This is a genomic window from Streptomyces sp. NPDC001606, assembly GCF_053596835.1.
On sequence record NZ_JBSFHC010000015.1, the window covers coordinates 83,178 to 102,205 of the forward strand.

A 19,028-nucleotide genomic window follows, 5' to 3' on the forward strand; every position below is an offset into this window, starting at 1 on the left:
GGCGGCCGCGGGCAGCGGGCCGTTCCGGGCGGAGGTCAGGGCGAGAGCCGGGCCGGCCGGCACCCCGGTCAGCTCTCCGGCCCCTCCGGAAGCTCCTCCTTCGGCTGCCCCGCAAGCTCCTCCGGAAGCTCCTCTGGAGGATCTTCCACAAGCTGCTCCGCGGGCTTCTCTGCCGGTGCGTCCCTCAGGAGCACCGTGAGCAGGCGCACCGCCCCCCTCTTGTGCAGCGGATCGTTGCCGTTGCCGCACTTGGGGGACTGGATGCAGGAAGGGCAGCCGGCCTCGCACTCGCAGGAGGCGATGGCCGCCCGGGTCGCGGCGAGCCAGGTGCGCGCGGTGTGGAAGGCGCGCTCGGCGAACCCCGCGCCGCCGGGGTGGCCGTCGTAGACGAAGACCGTCGGCAGGAGCGTGTCGGGGTGCAGGGGGACGGACACCCCGCCGATGTCCCAGCGGTCGCAGGTCGCGAAGAGGGGCAGCATGCCGATGGAGGCGTGTTCGGCGGCGTGCAGCGAGCCGCCGAGGATCTCCGGGGTGATCCGGGCCTCGTCCAGCTGGTCCTCGGTGACCGTCCACCACACCGCGCGGGTGCGCAGCGTACGAGGAGGGAGGTCGAGTTTCGTCTCGCCGAGCACTTCGCCGGTGATGAGACGGCGGCGCAGGTAGGAGACCACCTGGTTGGTGACCTCGACCGAGCCGTAGCACAGGCGGCCGGCGCCCCAGGGGATCTCGGTGTCCGTCTCCAGGACGGAGATCGCCGTGGTGTCGCGGGCGACCGTGGAGTAGGGCGGGTCGGCCTGCTCGACCAGGGCGACGGAGTCCTCCAGGTCGAGATGGCGCACCAGGTAGGTGCGGCCCTGGTGCAGATGGACCGCGCCCTCGTGGACGGTGGAGTGCGCGGAGCCGGCGTCGACGGTGCCGAGCAGACGTCCGGTACCGGCCTCCACGATCTGCACCGGGCGGCCGCCCGCACCGCGGATGTCGGTCAGGTCGGCGGCCCGCTCGCGCCGCGTCCAGTGCCAGGCCTTCGTCCTTCTGCGGAGCAGCTTCGCGGCCTCCAGCTGCGGCAGCACCTCCGCAGAGGCGGGGCCGAAGAGGTCCAGGTCCTCCTCGGTCAGCGGGAGTTCGGCGGCGGCGGCACACAGGTGCGGCGCGAGGACGTAGGGGTTGTCGGGGTCCAGGACGGTCGATTCCACCGGCTGGTCGAACAGCGCCTCGGGATGGTGCACGAGGAAGGTGTCCAGCGGGTCGTCCCGGGCGACGAGGACCGCGAGGGCGCCCTGCCCGGCGCGGCCGGCGCGGCCCGCCTGCTGCCACAGGGAGGCGCGGGTGCCCGGGTACCCGGCGATCACCACGGCGTCCAGGCCGGAGACGTCCACGCCCAGCTCCAGGGCGGTCGTGGCGGCGAGGCCGAGGAGTTCGCCGGAGTGCAGGGCGCGTTCCAGCGCGCGGCGCTCCTCGGGGAGATAGCCACCCCGGTAGGCCGCGACCCGCCGGACCAGGGAGCGGTCGACCTCGGCCAGCTTCTCCTGGGCGATCACCGAGATCAGCTCGGCGCCGCGCCGGGAGCGGACGAAGGCCACCGAGCGCACGCCCTGCACGGTCAGGTCGGTCAGCAGATCGGCGGTCTCGGCGGTGGCCGTACGCCGTACGGGGGCACCCTTCTCGCCGTGCAGTTCGGTGAGCGGGGGCTCCCAGAGGGCGAAGACCAGCTCCCCGCGCGGGGAGGCGTCGTCGGCGACCTCGACCACCGGCAGCCCGGTCAGCCGGCGGGCGGCCACGGCGGGTTCCGCGGCGGTCGCCGAGGCCAGCAGGAAGACGGGCGAGGCACCGTAGCGGGCGCACAGCCGCCGCAGTCGGCGCAGCACCTGGGCGACGTGCGAGCCGAACACACCGCGGTAGGTGTGGCACTCGTCGATGACGACGTACTTCAGCGACTTCAGGAAGGAGGACCAGCGCGAGTGGGCCGGGAGTATGCCCCGGTGCAGCATGTCCGGGTTGGTCAGCACGTAGGTGGCGTACTGGCGGATCCACTCGCGTTCCTCGAACGGAGTGTCGCCGTCGTACACGGCTGGGCGAACCGCACTGGCCAAAGGTTGTGAAAGTTCCTTCACCGACCGGCACTGGTCCGCCGCGAGCGCCTTGGTGGGTGCCAGGTACAGCGCGGTGGCGCCCCGCCCGTTCGGGGCCTCGGCTCCGTCGAGCAGGGCGGACAGGACGGGCACGAGGTAGGCGAGGGACTTGCCGGAGGCGGTGCCGGTGGCCACGACCACTGAGTCGCCGTCCAGGGCGTGCTCGGCGGCCAGTGCCTGATGGGCCCAGGGATGCTCGATGCCGCACCGCTGGACGGCCGCGATCACCTCGGACCGAATCCGGTGAGGCCAGACGGCATGGCGGCCCGCGCGCGGGGGCAAGTGCTCCGTATGAGTGATGCGCGCAGACCGGCTCGGCCCCGAGGCGAGCCGGTCCAGGACCGTGCCCGGGGAAAACCCGCAGGCCTGTTCTGGCGGGGTTCTGTCGGATCGGTGATTCTTGGCCATCGGCACCGAGTGTGTCACTGGCGTGACGGACAATGGAGCCAAGGCGTCGTGCACGCCTGCCGGTAAGTGATTGAATGCCATCGCGGCTGGCGATGCGTCCCGGGGGCCGCATGCCGAGTTACCCGAGGGGCGACCGCTCGATAGCAAGGTGCTGGAGGATCCGTGGACCTGTCCCTGTCGACCGAGACCATCGGCGATCGTACGGTCGTCCGAGTCGGTGGTGAAATCGACGTGTATACCGCGCCCAAGCTGCGCGAGCAGCTGGTCGAGCTGGTGAACGACGGGAATTTCCACCTCGTCGTCGACATGGAGGGCGTGGACTTCCTCGACTCCACCGGGCTCGGCGTGCTGGTCGGAGGCCTGAAGCGAGTGCGTGCCCACGAGGGCTCGCTGCGCCTGGTCTGCAACCAGGAGCGCATTCTCAAGATCTTCCGCATCACGGGCCTCACCAAGGTGTTCCCGATCCACACCTCGGTCGAGGACGCGGTGCAGGCCACCGACTGATCCGGGCCGTTCGCCGGCGCCGGACCGCCTCGCGGTCCGGCGCGGGCCGGTCCTGTCCCCGGGCCGGGCAAGCGGCCCGGCCACAGCAGTACAGCAGGGGGTGCGGCCCTCGGCGGCCCCGCCCCGACCGCACGCCCGTAGTCGCGAGGGGGATGCATGGCCACCGTGGAACTCCGCTTCAGCGCGCTGCCCGAGCACGTCCGGACCGCCCGGCTGGTGGCGGCCGCGGTGGCGCGCAGGGCCGGAGTGGACGAGGCCGTCCTGGACGAGGTCCGGCTCGCCGTGGGCGAGGCCTGCTCCCGTGCCGTCGGACTGCATCAGAACAGCGGCATCACGGCGCCGGTGAAGGTGGCGCTGATCGAGGAGGAGAAACAGTTCTCCATCGAGGTCGGCGACAAGGCCCCGCATGCCGTGCCGGGCGGCGACACGCCCGGCGCAGCGGACGGCGAGCCGGAGGTCGAGGAGGACGAGATGGGCCTCGCGGTGATCAGCGGCCTCGTCGACGACGTCCAGGTCACCACGGGGCTGGACGGCGGTCTGATCCGCATGACCTGGCCGACCGCGCCCCCGGTCACGGCGCTGCTCTGAACCGCCTCCGCCGAACGTCTCGAAGGGCCCTGCCACGCAGGGCCCTTCGTCGTTTCCGGCGCAGCCCGGAATTCGTGAAGTAATTCACGATCATTCGCCGTCGGCCGAGAATGCCTCGAAGGCATTACGCCATTCGAGGCGTGTAGCGCGAGGGCGATCATTTGCGATGAGCCAGTGGAGGCTAATTCCGTTTACCGTGCTCTGTTGAGATCACACGGGGGTACCTACAATCCGTCCACATCTTGAGCTCAGCCCAAGCGTCAAGGAGGACGAATGGCGGGGCTTTCTACCCCTGAGTGGGCCACCCCCCAGTGGGGCCGTTCCACATCCCTCGTGGCCGCGGTCCTGACCGACGACAACCGGATCCTCGTGGCCGTCATCGGCGTGGTCGCGCTGGCCGCGCTGGTGGTCGCGGGGCTCCTGGTGCGCCAGGTGCTGGCGGCGGACGAGGGAACCGACAGCATGAAAGAGATCGCCGGGGCGGTGCAGGAAGGCGCCAAGGCGTATCTCGCCCGGCAGTTGCGCACGCTCGGCGTATTCGCCGTCGTCGTGTTCTTCCTGCTCATGCTGCTGCCGGCGGACGACTGGAATCAGCGTGCCGGACGTTCGGTGTTCTTCCTGATCGGCGCGGCGTTCTCGGCGGCCACCGGCTATATCGGCATGTGGCTCGCCGTACGCAGCAATGTGCGGGTCGCCGCGGCGGCCCGGGAAGCGACTCCGGCGGCCGGTGAACCCGAAAAAGATCTCACCGCCGTTTCGCACAAGGCGATGAAGATCGCATTTCGCACGGGCGGCGTCGTCGGCATGTTCACGGTGGGGCTCGGCCTGCTGGGCGCCTCCTGTGTGGTGCTGGTGTACGCGGCCGACGCACCGAAGGTGCTGGAGGGCTTCGGCCTCGGCGCCGCCCTGATCGCCATGTTCATGCGGGTGGGCGGCGGCATCTTCACCAAGGCCGCCGACGTCGGCGCCGACCTGGTCGGCAAGGTCGAGCAGGGCATTCCGGAGGACGATCCGCGCAATGCCGCGACCATCGCCGACAACGTGGGCGACAACGTCGGCGACTGCGCCGGCATGGCGGCCGACCTGTTCGAGTCGTACGCCGTCACCCTGGTGGCCGCGCTGATCCTCGGCAAGGCCGCCTTCGGCGACTCGGGACTCGCCTTCCCGCTGCTGGTGCCCGCCATCGGAGTGATCACCGCGATGATCGGCATCTTCGCGGTCGCCCCGCGCCGTGCCGACCGCAGCGGTATGACGGCGATCAACCGCGGCTTCTTCATCTCCGCGGTGATCTCGCTGGCCCTGGTGGCGGTCGCGGTCTTCGTCTACCTGCCCTCGACGTACTCCGGGCTGCACGGCGTCACGGACGCGGCGATCCGCGGCAAGGACGGCGACCCCCGGGTCCTCGCCCTGGTGGCCGTCGCCATCGGCATCCTGCTCGCCGCCGTCATCCAGCAGCTGACCGGCTACTTCACCGAGACCACCCGGCGCCCGGTCCGGGACATCGGCAAGACCTCCCTCACCGGCCCCGCCACCGTCGTCCTCTCCGGTATCTCCGTGGGTCTGGAGTCGGCCGTCTACACCGCGCTGCTCATCGGGCTGGGCGTGTACGGCGCGTTCCTGCTCGGCGGTACGTCGATCATGCTGGCGCTGTTCGCGGTGGCGCTGGCCGGCACCGGCCTGCTCACCACGGTCGGTGTGATCGTCGCCATGGACACCTTCGGTCCGGTCTCCGACAACGCGCAGGGCATCGCCGAGATGTCCGGTGACGTCCAGGGCGCGGGCGCGCAGGTGCTCACCAACCTGGACGCCGTCGGCAACACCACCAAGGCCATCACCAAGGGCATCGCGATCGCCACGGCCGTCCTCGCCGCATCGGCGCTGTTCGGGTCGTACCGTGACGCGATCACCACCAATGTGCAGGACGTCGGGGAGAAGCTCACCGGGCCGGGCGCGCCGCTGAGCCTGTCCCTGGACATCTCGCAGCCCAACAACCTCGTCGGCCTCATCGCGGGTGCCGCGGTCGTGTTCCTCTTCTCCGGACTGGCCATCAACGCCGTGTCCCGGTCGGCGGGTTCGGTGGTGTTCGAGGTGCGCCGGCAGTTCCGGGAGAAGCCCGGGATCATGGACTTCAGTCAGAAGCCCGAGTACGGCAAGGTCGTCGACATCTGTACCAAGGACGCCCTGCGGGAGCTGGCCACGCCCGGTCTGCTGGCCGTCATGGCGCCGATCTTCGTCGGGTTCACGCTCGGCGTCGGCTCGCTCGGCTCCTATCTCGCCGGCGCCATCGGCGCGGGCACGCTGATGGCGGTGTTCCTCGCCAACTCCGGCGGCGCCTGGGACAACGCCAAGAAGCTGGTGGAGGACGGCCACCACGGCGGCAAGGGCAGTGAGGCCCACGCGGCCACGGTGATCGGCGACACGGTCGGCGACCCCTTCAAGGACACCGCGGGCCCCGCGATCAATCCGCTGCTGAAGGTGATGAACCTCGTCTCGCTGCTCATCGCGCCCGCGGTGATCAAGTTCTCCTACGGCCACGACAAGAGCCTCGGCGTGCGGATCGGGATCGCGGTGCTCGCGCTCCTGGTGATCGTCGGTGCGGTGTACGTCTCGAAGCGGCGCGGGATCGCCGTGGGCGACGACGACGAGAGTGCCGAGCGGGTCGCCAACTCGCCGGGTACGGCGGTTGTTTCGTAGCTGTCGTGGGGAAGCCCTGCTCAACGGGCGGGCGGGTGGCGCGTACTGACGCGCCGCCCGCCCGCCCGCGTCTGTGGGCACGCCCACGTCGTGAGCCTTCTCTCGGGCGGTGCAAACCCGCATGAAAATACGCATAGGGGATGTTCGTGCTGCGGGGGGTGTGTGTCCGCCGTGTAGGGTCCGTGGGCCGAGAGCCATGGAAGGGACCAATCCGGTGAACAAGAAGCTCACGGCCGCACTGTCCGGCGGTGCGGTACTGGTGGTGGCGTTGACGGGGTGCACCAGCAGCAGCAGCGGTGGCAGCAAGGGCCCCGACCCCAAGCTCGTCTCCTGGGCCAAGTCGGTGTGCGACGCGGTGCCCGCACAGGACGCGAAGATCAAGGCGGCCAACGCGGCGATCAGCACCACGGCCGCCGACACCGCCAAGCCGCAGGAGTTGCAGAAGACGGACTCGCAGGCCTTCCAGGACATGGCCGACGGCTACAAGGCGATCGCCACCGCCGTCGGCAAGGCGGGCGCGCCTCCCGGGGTCGAGGGCGGCGTCAAGCGGCTCCAGGCCGTCGTGAAGAGCTTCAACAGCCTCTCCGCCTCCTACGCCGACCTGAAGAAGCAGGTCGACGCGTTGAACACCAAGGACCAGGCGAAGTTCGCCTCCGGGCTGCACGATGTCGCGGTGCAGATGGCCGACCTGGAGAAGAAGCACCAGAGCGGCACCGAGGCGCTGAAGAACCTCCAGCAGGGCGAGGTCCAGGACGCGATCGCCCAGCAGGCCAGCTGCAAGAAGGTCGCCGAGTCGGCCACGGCCTCGCCGGCGCCCTCGTCGTCGGCGCCGTCGTCTCCGGCGTCGTCCCCGTCGGCGTCGGCGTCCTCCAAGAAGGGCTGACACGTCGGTCCGCCGAGGGGGCGTGTCATTGCCCTCGGCGGACCGGCTCCGGGCGTGCGGAGGGCGCGCGGACCGGCCCCGCGGCCGCCTCCGGGACACAATGGGGGCGTGACTGACACCGGACTCGCCCCCCTGCCCGCCGCCGACCGGCCCGACATCGCCGCACGCCTAAGGGACGCCCTGCTGGCCGCCTCCTTCACCGCCGACGGTCTGCTCGAGCTGCTCGGCGCCCCCGCCTACGCGGCGCTGGCCCGCAGCGAGACCGTGCCCGCCCTGCGCGCGACCCGCGGCGACACGCCGCTGGAGACGCTCGTACGACTCTTCCTGCTCCAGCAGCCGGTGCCCCACGCGCGCGTGGCGGCGATCCTGCCGGTCGAGGAGGCCCTGGAAGCCGGGTGGCTCAGGCGCGTGGGCGGCGACGAGGTCGCCGCGACGGTGGATGTACGGCCCTACGGCGGCCCCGACGGCGAGGACTGGTTCATCGTCTCCGACCTCGGCTGCGCGGTCGGCGGCGCGGGCGGCATCGGACGCCGCGACGAGGGTGTCGTCCTCGGGGTCGGCGGTGCCTCCACCACCCTCGCCGGCATCACCGTCCGCACCCCGGTCGCCTCCGCCCTGGACCTCGGCACCGGTTCCGGCATCCAGGCGCTGCACGCCGCCCAGCACGCCACGCGCGTGACGGCGACCGACGTCAACCCGCGTGCGCTGCACATCACCGCCCTCACGCTCGCGCTCTCCGGCGCGCCCGCCGCCGAGCTGCGCGAGGGCTCGCTGTTCGCACCGGTCCGGGACGACGAGACCTTCGATCTCATCGTCTCCAACCCGCCGTTCGTGATCTCGCCCGGCGCCCGGCTGACCTACCGGGACGGCGGCATGGGCGGGGACGATCTGTGCCGCTCGCTCGTTCAGCAGGCGGGGGAACGGCTGAACGAGGGCGGGTTCGCGCAGTTCCTCGCCAACTGGCAGCACGTGGCAGGGGAGGACTGGCAGGACAGACTCAGGTCATGGGTGCCGAGCGGGTGCGACGCCTGGATCGTGCAGCGCGAGGTGCAGGACATCACGCAGTACGCCGAGCTGTGGCTGAGGGACGCCGGTGACCACCGTGGGGACCCGGCGGAGTACCAGGCGCGCTACGACGCCTGGCTCGACGAGTTCGAGGCGCGCAAGGTGAAGGCGGTCGGCTTCGGCTGGATCACGCTGCGCAGGAGCGGCGCCGCGGAGCCGTCCGTCACCGTGGAGGAGTGGCCCCACCCGGTCGAACAGCCGCTCGGGGACGCCATCCTGGCCCACTTCGAGCGCCTCGACTATCTCCGTGAGCACGACGACGCGGCCCTGCTCGCCAGCCACTTCAGGCTCGCTGCGGAGGTGGTCCAGGAGCAGGTCGGGCTGCCCGGCGCCGAGGACCCCGAGCATGTGGTGCTGCGCCAGAACCGCGGTATGCGCCGGGCGACCAAGGTGGACACGGTCGGCGCGGGCTTCGCGGGCGTGTGCGACGGCACGCTGAGCGCGGGCCGCATCCTGGACGCCATCGCCCAGCTGGTCGGCGAGGACCCGGTTCTGCTCCGCGACCGCACCCCGGCGCAGATCCGGCTGCTGGTGGAACAGGGCTTCCTGGAGCCGGCGCCGGTGGCGTAGCGCCGAGGCGGACAAGGGCGGGGGCGCCGAGGGCCAGGGCGGGGGACCGGCGCCGTACGCTCCGGAAAACGGCCGGAAAGCATGGGGTGCGGTGTTCGGGTGGGTGGCCCTCGGGTGCCCGTCCGGTGTCGCGCCGGTCCTCCGTTCACCCCGATGTCGTCCGCCCGTCTTCCGCGCGTGCCACCCTCCCGGCGCTGGGCGGAGCCGGACGGCACGGAAGGGGCGCGGGGCGATGGAGAGCGGGCCGGCGATCTACGCGGGAGCGGTGTTCGCCCTGTTCGGCGCGGCTCTGCTGACCTGGACCGGGGTCCGGCTGCGGCGCGGGGAGCCGGTGGCGGACGGTGTGAGGCACCTCCCATCGGCGGTCGTCGCGAGCGTCGCCGGAACCGTCGCGCTGGTGCTCGGCGGGTACTGCCTGACCCGGCTCTGACGTCGGCGGGCGTGCCTGGGACCGGGGTGTCGCGGAAGTAAGAGGAGCGACGCGCTCCGGACAGGCCCCGAGGGGGTACCCGGTACTCCGGGCGGCAGGAATGGCGGTAGTCGGGTTACCGTTCGAGTGGCCGTTGTGGGCTTTTCCCGTTTGACACGGGGGCGGGATGTACCGTCACACTCCGCAGCGTCACACGAGCCAGCAGTACGCCGCGACCCCGGGACGAAGGCCTGGGGAGGCCACAGCGTCGACCGGAGAGAAGAGCGAAGTTGTCCCCGACCAGCGAGACCGCACAGGGCGGCCGCCGACTCGTCATCGTCGAGTCGCCTGCCAAGGCGAAGACGATCAAGGGCTACCTCGGCCCCGGCTACATCGTCGAGGCGAGCGTCGGGCACATCCGCGACCTTCCCAACGGTGCCGCGGAGGTGCCGGAGAAGTACACCGGTGAGGTTCGCCGCCTCGGTGTGGACGTCGAACATGACTTCCAGCCGATCTATGTGGTCAACGCCGACAAGAAGGCGCAGGTCAAGAAGCTCAAGGACCTGCTGAAGGAATCCGACGAGCTGTTCCTCGCCACCGATGAGGACCGGGAGGGCGAGGCGATCGCCTGGCACCTCCAGGAGGTCCTCAAGCCGAAGATCCCGGTCAAGCGGATGGTGTTCCACGAGATCACCAAGGACGCGATCCGGGAGGCCGTCGCCAACCCGCGCCAGCTCAACCAGAAGCTGGTCGACGCCCAGGAGACCCGCCGCATCCTCGACCGCCTCTACGGCTACGAGGTCTCGCCGGTCCTGTGGAAGAAGGTCATGCCGCGCCTGTCGGCCGGCCGTGTCCAGTCCGTCGCGACCCGTCTCGTCGTGGAGCGGGAACGCGAGCGCATCGCGTTTCGTTCTGCCGAGTACTGGGACCTGACGGGCACCTTCTCGACCGGCCGCGCGGGGGATCCGTCGGACCCGTCGTCGCTGGTCGCCCGCCTCCAGACCGTCGACGGCAGGCGGATCGCGCAGGGCCGCGACTTCGACTCCGTGGGACAGCTCAAGAGCGCGAACATCCTCCACCTGGACGAGGCCACCGCCCGCGCCCTCGCCACCGCCCTGGAGAACACCCGCTTCTCCGTCCGGTCCGTGGAGTCCAAGCCGTACCGCCGCTCGCCGTACGCCCCGTTCCGTACGACGACGCTCCAGCAGGAGGCCAGCCGCAAGCTCGGCTTCGGCGCGAAGGCGACCATGCAGGTCGCCCAGAAGCTGTACGAGAACGGCTACATCACGTACATGCGTACGGACTCGACGACGCTGAGCGAGACCGCGATCGCCGCGGCCCGCGCGCAGGTCACGCAGCTCTACGGCGCCGACTACCTGCCGCCGCAGCCGCGTACGTACGCCGCGAAGGTGAAGAACGCGCAGGAGGCCCACGAGGCGATCCGCCCCTCGGGTGATCGTTTCCGCACTCCCGCCGAGACCGGCCTGACCGGTGACCAGTTCAAGCTGTACGAGCTGATCTGGAAGCGGACCGTCGCCTCCCAGATGAAGGACGCGACCGGCAACAGCGTGACGGTGAAGATCGGCGGCACCGCGGCCGACGGCCGGGACGTCGAGTTCAGCGCCTCCGGCAAGACGATCACGTTCCACGGCTTCCTGAAGGCCTACGTCGAGGGTGCCGACGACCCGAACGCCGAGCTGGACGACCGCGAGCGCCGGCTGCCGCAGGTCGCCGAGGGCGACGCGCTGTCCGCCGAGGAGATCACCGCCGACGGCCACGCCACCAAGCCCCCGGCCCGCTACACCGAGGCCTCGCTGGTCAAGGAGCTGGAAGAGCGGGAGATCGGCCGCCCGTCGACGTACGCGTCGATCATCGGCACGATCCTCGACCGCGGCTATGTCTTCAAGAAGGGCACGGCCCTGGTGCCGTCCTTCCTGTCCTTCGCCGTCGTCAACCTGCTGGAGAAGCACTTCGGGCGACTGGTCGACTACGACTTCACCGCGAAGATGGAGGACGACCTCGACCGCATCGCGGCCGGTGAGGCCCAGGCCGTGCCGTGGCTGAAGCGCTTCTACTTCGGCGAGGGCACTGCCACGGGCGGCGCGGCCGACGCCGGCAACGGCGACGGCGACCACCTCGGCGGCCTCAAGGAACTGGTGACCGACCTGGGCGCGATCGACGCGCGCGAGGTGTCGTCGTTCCCGGTGGGCAACGACATCGTGCTCCGCGTCGGCCGCTACGGGCCGTACATCGAGCGCGGCGAGAAGGACACCGAGCAGCACCAGCGCGCCGACATCCCCGACGACCTGGCGCCGGACGAGCTGACCGTCGAGCTGGCCGAGGAGCTGCTGGCCAAGCCCAGCGGCGACTTCGAGCTGGGCACCGACCCGGCCACCGGCCACACGATCGTCGCCAAGGACGGCCGCTACGGCCCGTACGTCACCGAGATCCTCCCCGAGGGCACCCCGAAGACCGGCAAGAACGCGGTCAAGCCGCGTACGGCCTCGCTCTTCAAGTCCATGGCGCTGGACACGGTGACCCTGGACGACGCGCTGCGGCTGATGTCGCTGCCGCGGACGGTCGGCACCGACACCGACGGCCAGGAGATCACCGCGCAGAACGGCCGCTACGGCCCGTATCTGAAGAAGGGCACGGACTCGCGCTCGTTGCAGTCCGAGGACCAGATCTTCACGATCACGCTGGAGGAGGCGCAGGCGATCTACGCCCAGCCGAAGCAGCGTGGCCGGGCCGCCGCCAAGCCGCCGCTGAAGGAGCTGGGCGAGGACCCGGTCTCCGGCAAGCCGGTCGTGGTCAAGGACGGCCGCTTCGGTCCGTACGTCACCGACGGCGAGACCAACGCGACCCTGCGCTCCGGTGACAGCGTCGAGGAGATCACCCCGGAGCGCGGCTTCGAGCTGCTCGCCGAGAAGCGTGCCAAGGGGCCGGCCAAGAAGACCGCGAAGAAGGCCGCCACCAAGGCGACGGCCAAGAAGGCGGCTCCGGCGAAGAAGACCGCCGCCAAGAAGACGGCCGCGAAGAAGACGACGACGGCCGCCAAGAAGACGACGGCCGCGAAGAAGACGGCCGCCGCGAAGGCGACGGCGTCCAAGGCGGCGGCGTCCGGCACGGAGGGCTGACCTCTCCGGTCTGACCTCCCCGGCCTGACCTCCCCGGAAGGCCGACCTGACGGAGAACCGGGGCATCAGGGCATGGACATGCCAGGGTGCGGCGGTGTGGTGTCGGTGGCTGCGGATAGGCTGAACGCATGACGCGAGCCGAGCAGCCAACGGCCCACACCACCGCCCCGGACGACGCCCTGGTCGCGGACTCCCGCGAACGCGCCGTCCGATCCCTGTTGCGCCGCCCACAACTGCGGCGCCTGTGGAGCGCGCAGCTGGTGAGCGGTGTCGGCGACACCCTCGCCCTGCTCGTCCTGGTCGTCCTCGTCCTCCAGGCGGCGATCGCCCAGGGCGCCTTCGGCGGCGGCTACCGGGGCGTGGCATTCGCAGTGGCGATGGTCTTCGCCGGCCGGGTCCTCGCCACGCTGCTCTTCGGCGCGGTACTGCTCGGGCCGCTGACCACGCTCACCGGCCCCGAGGGCCCGCTCGACCGCCGCTGGACCATGGTCGGCGCCGACGGCCTGCGGGCCGTCCTGCTGATCATCGCGCCCCTGTGGATCGACTGGACCCCGGACAACGCCCTCGCCGTCCTGCTGGTCACCGCCTTCGTCACCGGCGTCGCCGAGCGGCTGTGGACGGTGTGCCGGGAGAGCGCGGCGCCCGCGCTGCTGCCCGCTCCGCCGCCCGAGGGCGCGACCGTACGGCCGCTGCCGGACCACCTGGACGCCCTGCGCCGGCTCTCCCTGCGCACCGGCTTCCTGGCCATCCCGCTGGCGGCCGCCGCCCTGGTCGCCGCCTCCCTCGTCAACAACCTGCTGGGCACCGGCGTCGCCTGGTTCGACCAGCACCACGCGGCCCTCGGGTCGTATGTCGCGGCGGGTCTCTTCGCCGCCTCCCTCTCCCTGCTGACCTCCCTGGACCTGCCCGGCACCCGCACCCCGCGCCCGCGGTCCCCGCTGGAGGGCCTGCGCCGCCCGCGCACCGGCACCGGCGTCGACAAGGGCCGCACCGGCGCGATCCCGCTGCTCGTCCCGGCCTGCGCCGCCGTGGCCGGCGCCATCGCGGCCGCCGTCGCCGTGTGCGTGCTGCACGCCGCCGACCTGGGCGGCGGCCCGGTCCTCTACGGCCTGCTGGTGCTCGGTCTGACCGGCGGCGTCGCCCTCGGCATCCGTACGGCGCCCGGGCTGCTGCCCTCGTTCTCGCGCCGCCGGCTGTTCGCCCTCGCGATCGCCTTCACCGGGGTCGCGCTGCTGGGCGCCGGGCTGGTTCCGGACGTCACCACCGTGCTGCTGATCGTCACGCTGGCCGGTGCGGGCGCGGGTATCGCCGCCAACACCGGGCACGCGCTGCTCGACCAGGAGACCGAGGACTTCCGTCGGCCGCGCGTCACCGAGCACCTGCACGCGATGGTCCGCGTCTTCATCGCGCTCGCCGCGCTCGTCGCCCCCGTCGTGGCGGGCCTGATCGGCCGCCACCGGCTGGAGAACGGCCGGTTCGTCTTCGCGCACGGCGGCGCCTCGTTCACGCTGATGCTGGTCGGCGCGCTGCTGCTGCCGGTGGCCGTGCTGGTCCTCGCCAAGGTCGACGACCGCTCGGGCATCCCGCTGCGCCAGGACCTCAGGGACGCGCTGCTCGGCGGTGACGACCCGGACACCGTCCCGGCGCCGACCGGCTTCTTCATCGCCCTGGAGGGCGGCGACGGCGCCGGCAAGTCCACCCAGGCCGAGGCGCTCGCCGAGTGGATCCGCGGCAAGGGCCACGAAGTCGTCCTCACCCGCGAGCCGGGGGCCACCCCCGTGGGCAAGCGGCTGCGCTCGATCCTGCTGGACGTGTCCTCGGCGGGCCTGTCGCACCGCGCGGAGGCGCTGCTGTACGCGGCCGACCGCGCGGAGCACGTCGACACCGTCGTACGGCCCGCCCTGGAGCGCGGCGCGGTGGTCATCTCCGACCGGTACATCGACTCCTCCGTCGCCTACCAGGGCGCCGGCCGCGATCTGTCCCCGACCGAGATCGCCCGGATCAACCGCTGGGCCACCGACGGGCTGGTCCCGCACCTCACCGTCCTGCTGGACGTCCCCCCGGAGACCGCCCGGGAGCGGTTCACCGAGGCGCCGGACCGGCTGGAGTCCGAGCCCGCCGAGTTCCACGCACGCGTGCGTGCCGGGTTCCTCACCCTGGCCGCCGCCGACCCCGGCCGCTACCTGGTCGTGGACGCCGGCCAGGAACCCGAGGCCGTGACCACCGTCATCCGGCACCGGCTGGACACCGTGCTGCCGCTGTCCGAGGCCGAGATCAAGGCCCAGGAGGAGGCGCGGAAGAAGGCCGAGGAGGAGGCCCGCCGCAAGGCCGAGGAAGAGGCCGCCCGCAAGGCCGAGGAGGAGCGTCTGGAGCGCGAGCGCCAGGAGCAGCTCGCCAGGCTGCGCGCCGAGGAGGAGGAGCGCAAGCGCCGCGAGCTGGAGGAGGCGCAGCGCCGCGAAGCCGAACGCCAGGCCGAGGAGGCCCGGCGCCGGGCCGAGGAAGCGGCCCGCCGTGCCGAGGAGGAGCGGCAGCGGCTGCTCGCCGAGGAGAAGGCCCGCGCCGAGGAGGAGGCCCGCCGCAAGGCGGAGCAGGAGCGGCTGCGCAAGCAGGCCGAGGAAGAGGCCCGGCTGCGCGCCGAGGAGGAGGCCCGGCAGGCCCGGCTGCGTGCCGAGGAGGAGGCGCGTCGGCTGGCGGCGCAGCGCAAGGCCGAGGAGGCGCTGCTGCGGGCCGAGGAGGCGCGCCGGCAGGCGGCCGAGGCAGCCGCGGCGGCCGACGCGGTGGCCGACCGGCCCGGCAAGCCGCTTCCGGCCGCGCCGGGCGTGGCCCCGGACGCGGTGACCGTGCCCACGCCGGTGGTGTCCCCGGGCCCCCGCGGCACGGAGGAGACCGTGCCGACACCGGCGGTGTCCGGCGAGGCGGATACGTCCGGCCCGGCGGCCGACGAGACGACGGTGCTGCGCCCGGTGCGCGAGGAGCGCGGCGGCCCGGCGCCGAAGACGGACCGCACGGAGCCGGCGCAGGATTCCCACGCCGACCCTGAGGTGACCGCCGAGCTGCCGCAGCCGCCGGTGTCCTCCGGACCGGCGGACGAGACGGCGGTGCTGCCCCCCGTGCCCGCTCCCGAGGGCGCGGCGGACGAGACGGCCGTACTGCCGCCGGTCCCGTCCGGTGCGGCGGACGAGACCGCCGTACTGCCGCCGGTCCCCTCCGGCGCGGCGGACGAGACCGCCGTCCTGCCGCCCGTACGGCGGGACGCCCCGGCGGACCGGGTGCCGCCCGGCTTCTTCCGGGACGAGCGGCCCGCGGCCGACCCGGACGGCTCCGAGGACCGTACGCGCGAGATGCCGCAGCTCGACGCCGACGGCACCCCGCGCCGCCGGCCGCGCCCCGACTGGGCCGAGGAGACCCCGCTGGACGACCTGCCGAGCCTGGCGGACGAACTGCTGGGCTCCTACGACGATCGCGACTACGCCGACCCCGGGGACGAGCGGGGCGGCACGGGCCGGGGCCGGGGGCGGCGCGGCTGAGCGGGCCGTGACCGCAGGTCACGGCCGGATGCACGGAAGCGGGCGGCGCCCGTCGGGAAACCGGCGGGCGCCGCGGCGCGTCGGCGCCCGGTCCTGTCCCGCGGCCGCGGTGCCGTCGGACGGCGTCGGCGTTGTCAGTGGGCACCCGCACAATGGAGGGCGGGACGCGGAGTGCGACGGAAGGGCGGCGTGACCCATGACCGTATGGGACGACCTCGTCGGGCAGGAGAAGGTGAGCGCGGTGCTCGACGCCGCCGCGCGGGACGCCGACGCCCTGGTCACGGCCGCCGCGGCGGACCAGCCGCTGCCCGAGGCGTCGAAGATGACCCACGCCTGGCTGTTCACGGGCCCGCCCGGAGCGGGCCGCAACCAGACGGCGCGGGCCTTCGCCGCGGCCCTGCAATGCGTCAGCCCCGACCGCGCCCTCGGCTCCACCCCCGGCTGCGGCTTCTGCGACGGCTGCCACACCGCGCTGCTCGGCACGCACGCGGATGTCACCACGGTCGCCGCGGTCGGCGCCGAGATCCTGGTGCGGGACATGCGCGACACGGTCCGCAAGTCGTTCACCGCCCCGGCGAACGGCCGCTGGCAGATCATCCTGGTCGAGGACGCCGAGCGGCTGAACGAGAAGTCGGCGAACGCCGTCCTGAAGGCCGTCGAGGAGCCCGCCCCGCGCACGGTCTGGCTGCTCTGCGCCCCCTCGATCGAGGACGTCCTGCCGACCATCCGGTCCCGCTGCCGCCACCTGAACCTGCGCACGCCGTCGGTCGACGCGGTCGCCGACATGCTCGTACGCCGGGACGGCATCGAGCCGGAGGTCGCGGCGGCCGCCGCCCGAGCCACCCAGGGGCATGTGGACCGGGCCCGGCGCCTGGCCACCGACCCGGCGGCCCGCGAGCGCCGCGCGGCCGTGCTGAAGCTGCCGCTGCGCCTCGACGAGGTCGGCGCCTGCCTCAGAGCCGCCCAGGAGCTGGTCGACGCGGCCGCCGAGGACGCCAAGCAGCTCGCCGAGGAGATGGACGGCAGGGAGACCGAGGAGCTGAAGGCGGCGCTCGGCGCGGCCCAGGGCGGCCGGCTGCCGCGCGGCACGGCGGGCGTGATGAAGGACCTCGAGGACATGCAGAAGCGCCGCAGAACCCGCACCCAGCGGGACAGCCTCGATGTCGCGCTGGGCGACCTCACCGCCTTCTACCGCGACGTCCTCGCCCTCCAGCTCGGCTCGCGGGTCGCGATCGCCAACACGGACGCGGAGGACGCGCTGGACCGGCTGGCCCGGGGCAGCTCCCCGGAGTCCACGCTCCGCCGCATCGAGGCCATCGGCGCCTGCCGGGAGGCCCTGGACCGCAATGTGGCCCCCCTGCTCGCCGTGGAGGCGATGACCATGGCCCTGCGTGCGGGCTGACCGGACCGCACCGCACCTCCTGTTCCCTCCGGAGGCCCCCATGTCCCTCGTACGAGCCACAATCCGCACGCAGCGCATCAGCCAGGTCGCACAGCGTTACGCTCGATCGATGCACACCAGGCCATCCCTCCGCCGCACCCCTCCCCGTCTCGCCGCCACCCTGCTCGCCACCGCCGCCCTGCTCGTCTCCGCCTGCTCCTCGGGAGGCTCCGTCACCTCGGCGAGCGATACCGCGCGGGTGGCGCTGGCCGCGCTGCCGCGGGCGACGCCGTCGGGACTCACGCCGTACTACACCCAGCGGCTGCACTGGCGCGGCTGCGGCGTCCCCGGTTTCCAGTGCGCGACGATGAAGGCCCCGCTGGACTACGCCAGGCCCGGCGCCGGTGAGGTCCGGCTCGCCGTCGCCCGCAAGCCGGCCACCGGCAAGGCCCGGCCGCTCGGTTCGCTGCTGGTCAACCCGGGCGGCCCCGGCGGCTCGGCGGTCGGCTACCTGGAGCAGTACGCGGGCATCGGCTACCCGGCCGCGGTCCGTGCCCGCTACGACATGGTCGCGGTGGACCCGAGGGGTGTCGCGCGCAGCGAGCCGGTCCAGTGCCTCGACGGCCGCCAGATGGACGCGTACACGCAGACCGACCTGACCCCCGACGACCAGAAGGAGCGCAGCGCGCTGGTCGCGGCGGACAAGAGGTTCGCGGAGAGCTGCGGGGCGCACTCCGCGCGGCTGCTCCGGCATGTCTCGACCGTCGAGGCGGCGCGGGACATGGACATCCTGCGGGCGGTGCTGGGTGATCCGAAACTGAACTACGTGGGGGCGTCGTACGGCACCTTCCTCGGCGCGACCTACGCCGGTCTGTTCCCGGACCGGGTCGGACGGATGGTGCTGGACGGCGCGATGGACCCCTCGCTCGACGCACGCCGGATGAACCTGGACCAGACGGCGGGCTTCGAGACGGCGTTCCAGGCGTTCGCGAAGGACTGCGTACGGCACACCGGCTGCCCGCTCGGCGGCAGGGGTACGACGCCCGCGCAGGTCGGCGACCACCTCAGGGCGTTCTTCCGCAGGCTCGACGCCCACCCCCTCCCGGCGGGCGACGCGGACGGCCGCAAGCTCGGCGAGGCGCTGGCCACCACCGGGGTGATCGCGGCGATGTACGACCAGGGGACCTGGGAGGAGCTGCGCGACGCGCTCACCTCGGCGATGCGGCACAACGACGGCGGGGGCCTGCTCGCCCTCTCCGACAGCTACTACGAACGGGACGCCCGCGGCCACTACAGCAACCTGATGATGGCCAACGCGGCCGTGAACTGCCTGGACCTGCCGCCCGCCTTCACCGGCCCCGAGCAGGTGCGCACGGCGCTGCCGCAGTTCGAGAAGGCGTCCCCGGTCTTCGGCGACGGCCTGGCCTGGGCCTCGCTGAACTGCGCGTACTGGCCGGTGGCGGCCACGGGCGAGCCGCACCGCATCGAGGCGAAGGGCGCGGCGCCGATCGTCGTGGTCGGCACCACCCGCGATCCGGCGACCCCCTACCGCTGGGCCCGCTCCCTGGCCGGCCAGCTCGCCTCCGGCCGCCTGCTGACCTACGTCGGCGACGGCCACACCGCCTTCGGCCGCGGCAGCACCTGCATCGACGGGGCGATCGACACCTACCTCCTGCACGGCACCCCGCCGCCCGCGGGCAAGCGCTGCACCTGACCCCGCCCCGGCCCCGGAG

Annotated in this window: 11 protein-coding genes; 10 read left to right on the forward strand and 1 reads right to left on the reverse strand. The window is 72.6% G+C overall.

The genetic code is table 11. The annotated features are described in order from the left end of the window. Nucleotides 1–68: 68 nt before the first annotated feature. On the reverse strand, nt 69–2,618 hold the full coding sequence (locus tag ACWCV9_RS25470; protein ID WP_450789826.1) for a DEAD/DEAH box helicase: 2,550 nt from the start codon (nt 2,616–2,618) through the stop codon (nt 69–71). Nucleotides 2,619–2,699: 81 nt separating this feature from the next. Between ACWCV9_RS25470 and bldG the strand changes: the two genes are divergently transcribed. The 10 genes from bldG (at nt 2,700) to ACWCV9_RS25520 (ending at nt 19,009) form a co-directional block, all read left to right on the forward strand. Continuing rightward, the gene (gene bldG / locus ACWCV9_RS25475; RefSeq protein WP_385846814.1) at nt 2,700–3,041 is read left to right on the forward strand and encodes an anti-sigma factor antagonist BldG; all 342 of its coding nucleotides are present in this window, start codon (nt 2,700–2,702) and stop codon (nt 3,039–3,041) included. 156 nt (nt 3,042–3,197) lie between these two features. Continuing rightward, complete coding sequence (locus ACWCV9_RS25480; protein ID WP_450789828.1) at nt 3,198–3,629, forward strand: ATP-binding protein; 432 nt, start codon at nt 3,198–3,200, stop codon at nt 3,627–3,629. A 273-nt stretch (nt 3,630–3,902) separates the two neighbouring features. After that, on the forward strand, nt 3,903–6,323 hold the full coding sequence (locus ACWCV9_RS25485) for a sodium-translocating pyrophosphatase (protein WP_450789830.1): 2,421 nt from the start codon (nt 3,903–3,905) through the stop codon (nt 6,321–6,323). Between the two features lie 214 nt (nt 6,324–6,537). Beyond that, a complete protein-coding gene (locus ACWCV9_RS25490; RefSeq protein WP_450789832.1) occupies nt 6,538–7,206 on the forward strand; it encodes a small secreted protein in 669 nt (222 codons plus the stop codon). Between the two features lie 108 nt (nt 7,207–7,314). Beyond that, nucleotides 7,315–8,841, forward strand: coding sequence for a DUF7059 domain-containing protein (locus ACWCV9_RS25495; RefSeq protein ID WP_450789834.1), 1,527 nt, complete (start codon nt 7,315–7,317; stop codon nt 8,839–8,841). A 232-nt stretch (nt 8,842–9,073) separates the two neighbouring features. Further along, nucleotides 9,074–9,271: a hypothetical protein gene (locus ACWCV9_RS25500; RefSeq protein WP_450789836.1), complete on the forward strand. Its 198-nt coding sequence runs from the start codon at nt 9,074–9,076 to the stop codon at nt 9,269–9,271. A 269-nt stretch (nt 9,272–9,540) separates the two neighbouring features. Beyond that, nucleotides 9,541–12,387, forward strand: a complete 2,847-nt coding sequence (gene topA, locus ACWCV9_RS25505; protein ID WP_450789838.1) for a type I DNA topoisomerase — start codon at nt 9,541–9,543, stop codon at nt 12,385–12,387. A gap of 128 nt (nt 12,388–12,515) precedes the next feature. Then, a complete protein-coding gene (gene tmk, locus ACWCV9_RS25510) occupies nt 12,516–15,914 on the forward strand; it encodes a dTMP kinase (RefSeq protein WP_450789840.1) in 3,399 nt (1,132 codons plus the stop codon). Between the two features lie 196 nt (nt 15,915–16,110). Beyond that, on the forward strand, nt 16,111–17,316 hold the full coding sequence (locus ACWCV9_RS25515) for a DNA polymerase III subunit delta' (RefSeq protein ID WP_450789842.1): 1,206 nt from the start codon (nt 16,111–16,113) through the stop codon (nt 17,314–17,316). 109 nt (nt 17,317–17,425) lie between these two features. After that, on the forward strand, nt 17,426–19,009 hold the full coding sequence (locus ACWCV9_RS25520; RefSeq protein ID WP_450789844.1) for an alpha/beta hydrolase: 1,584 nt from the start codon (nt 17,426–17,428) through the stop codon (nt 19,007–19,009). The last annotated feature ends 19 nt before the right edge of the window (nt 19,010–19,028 follow it).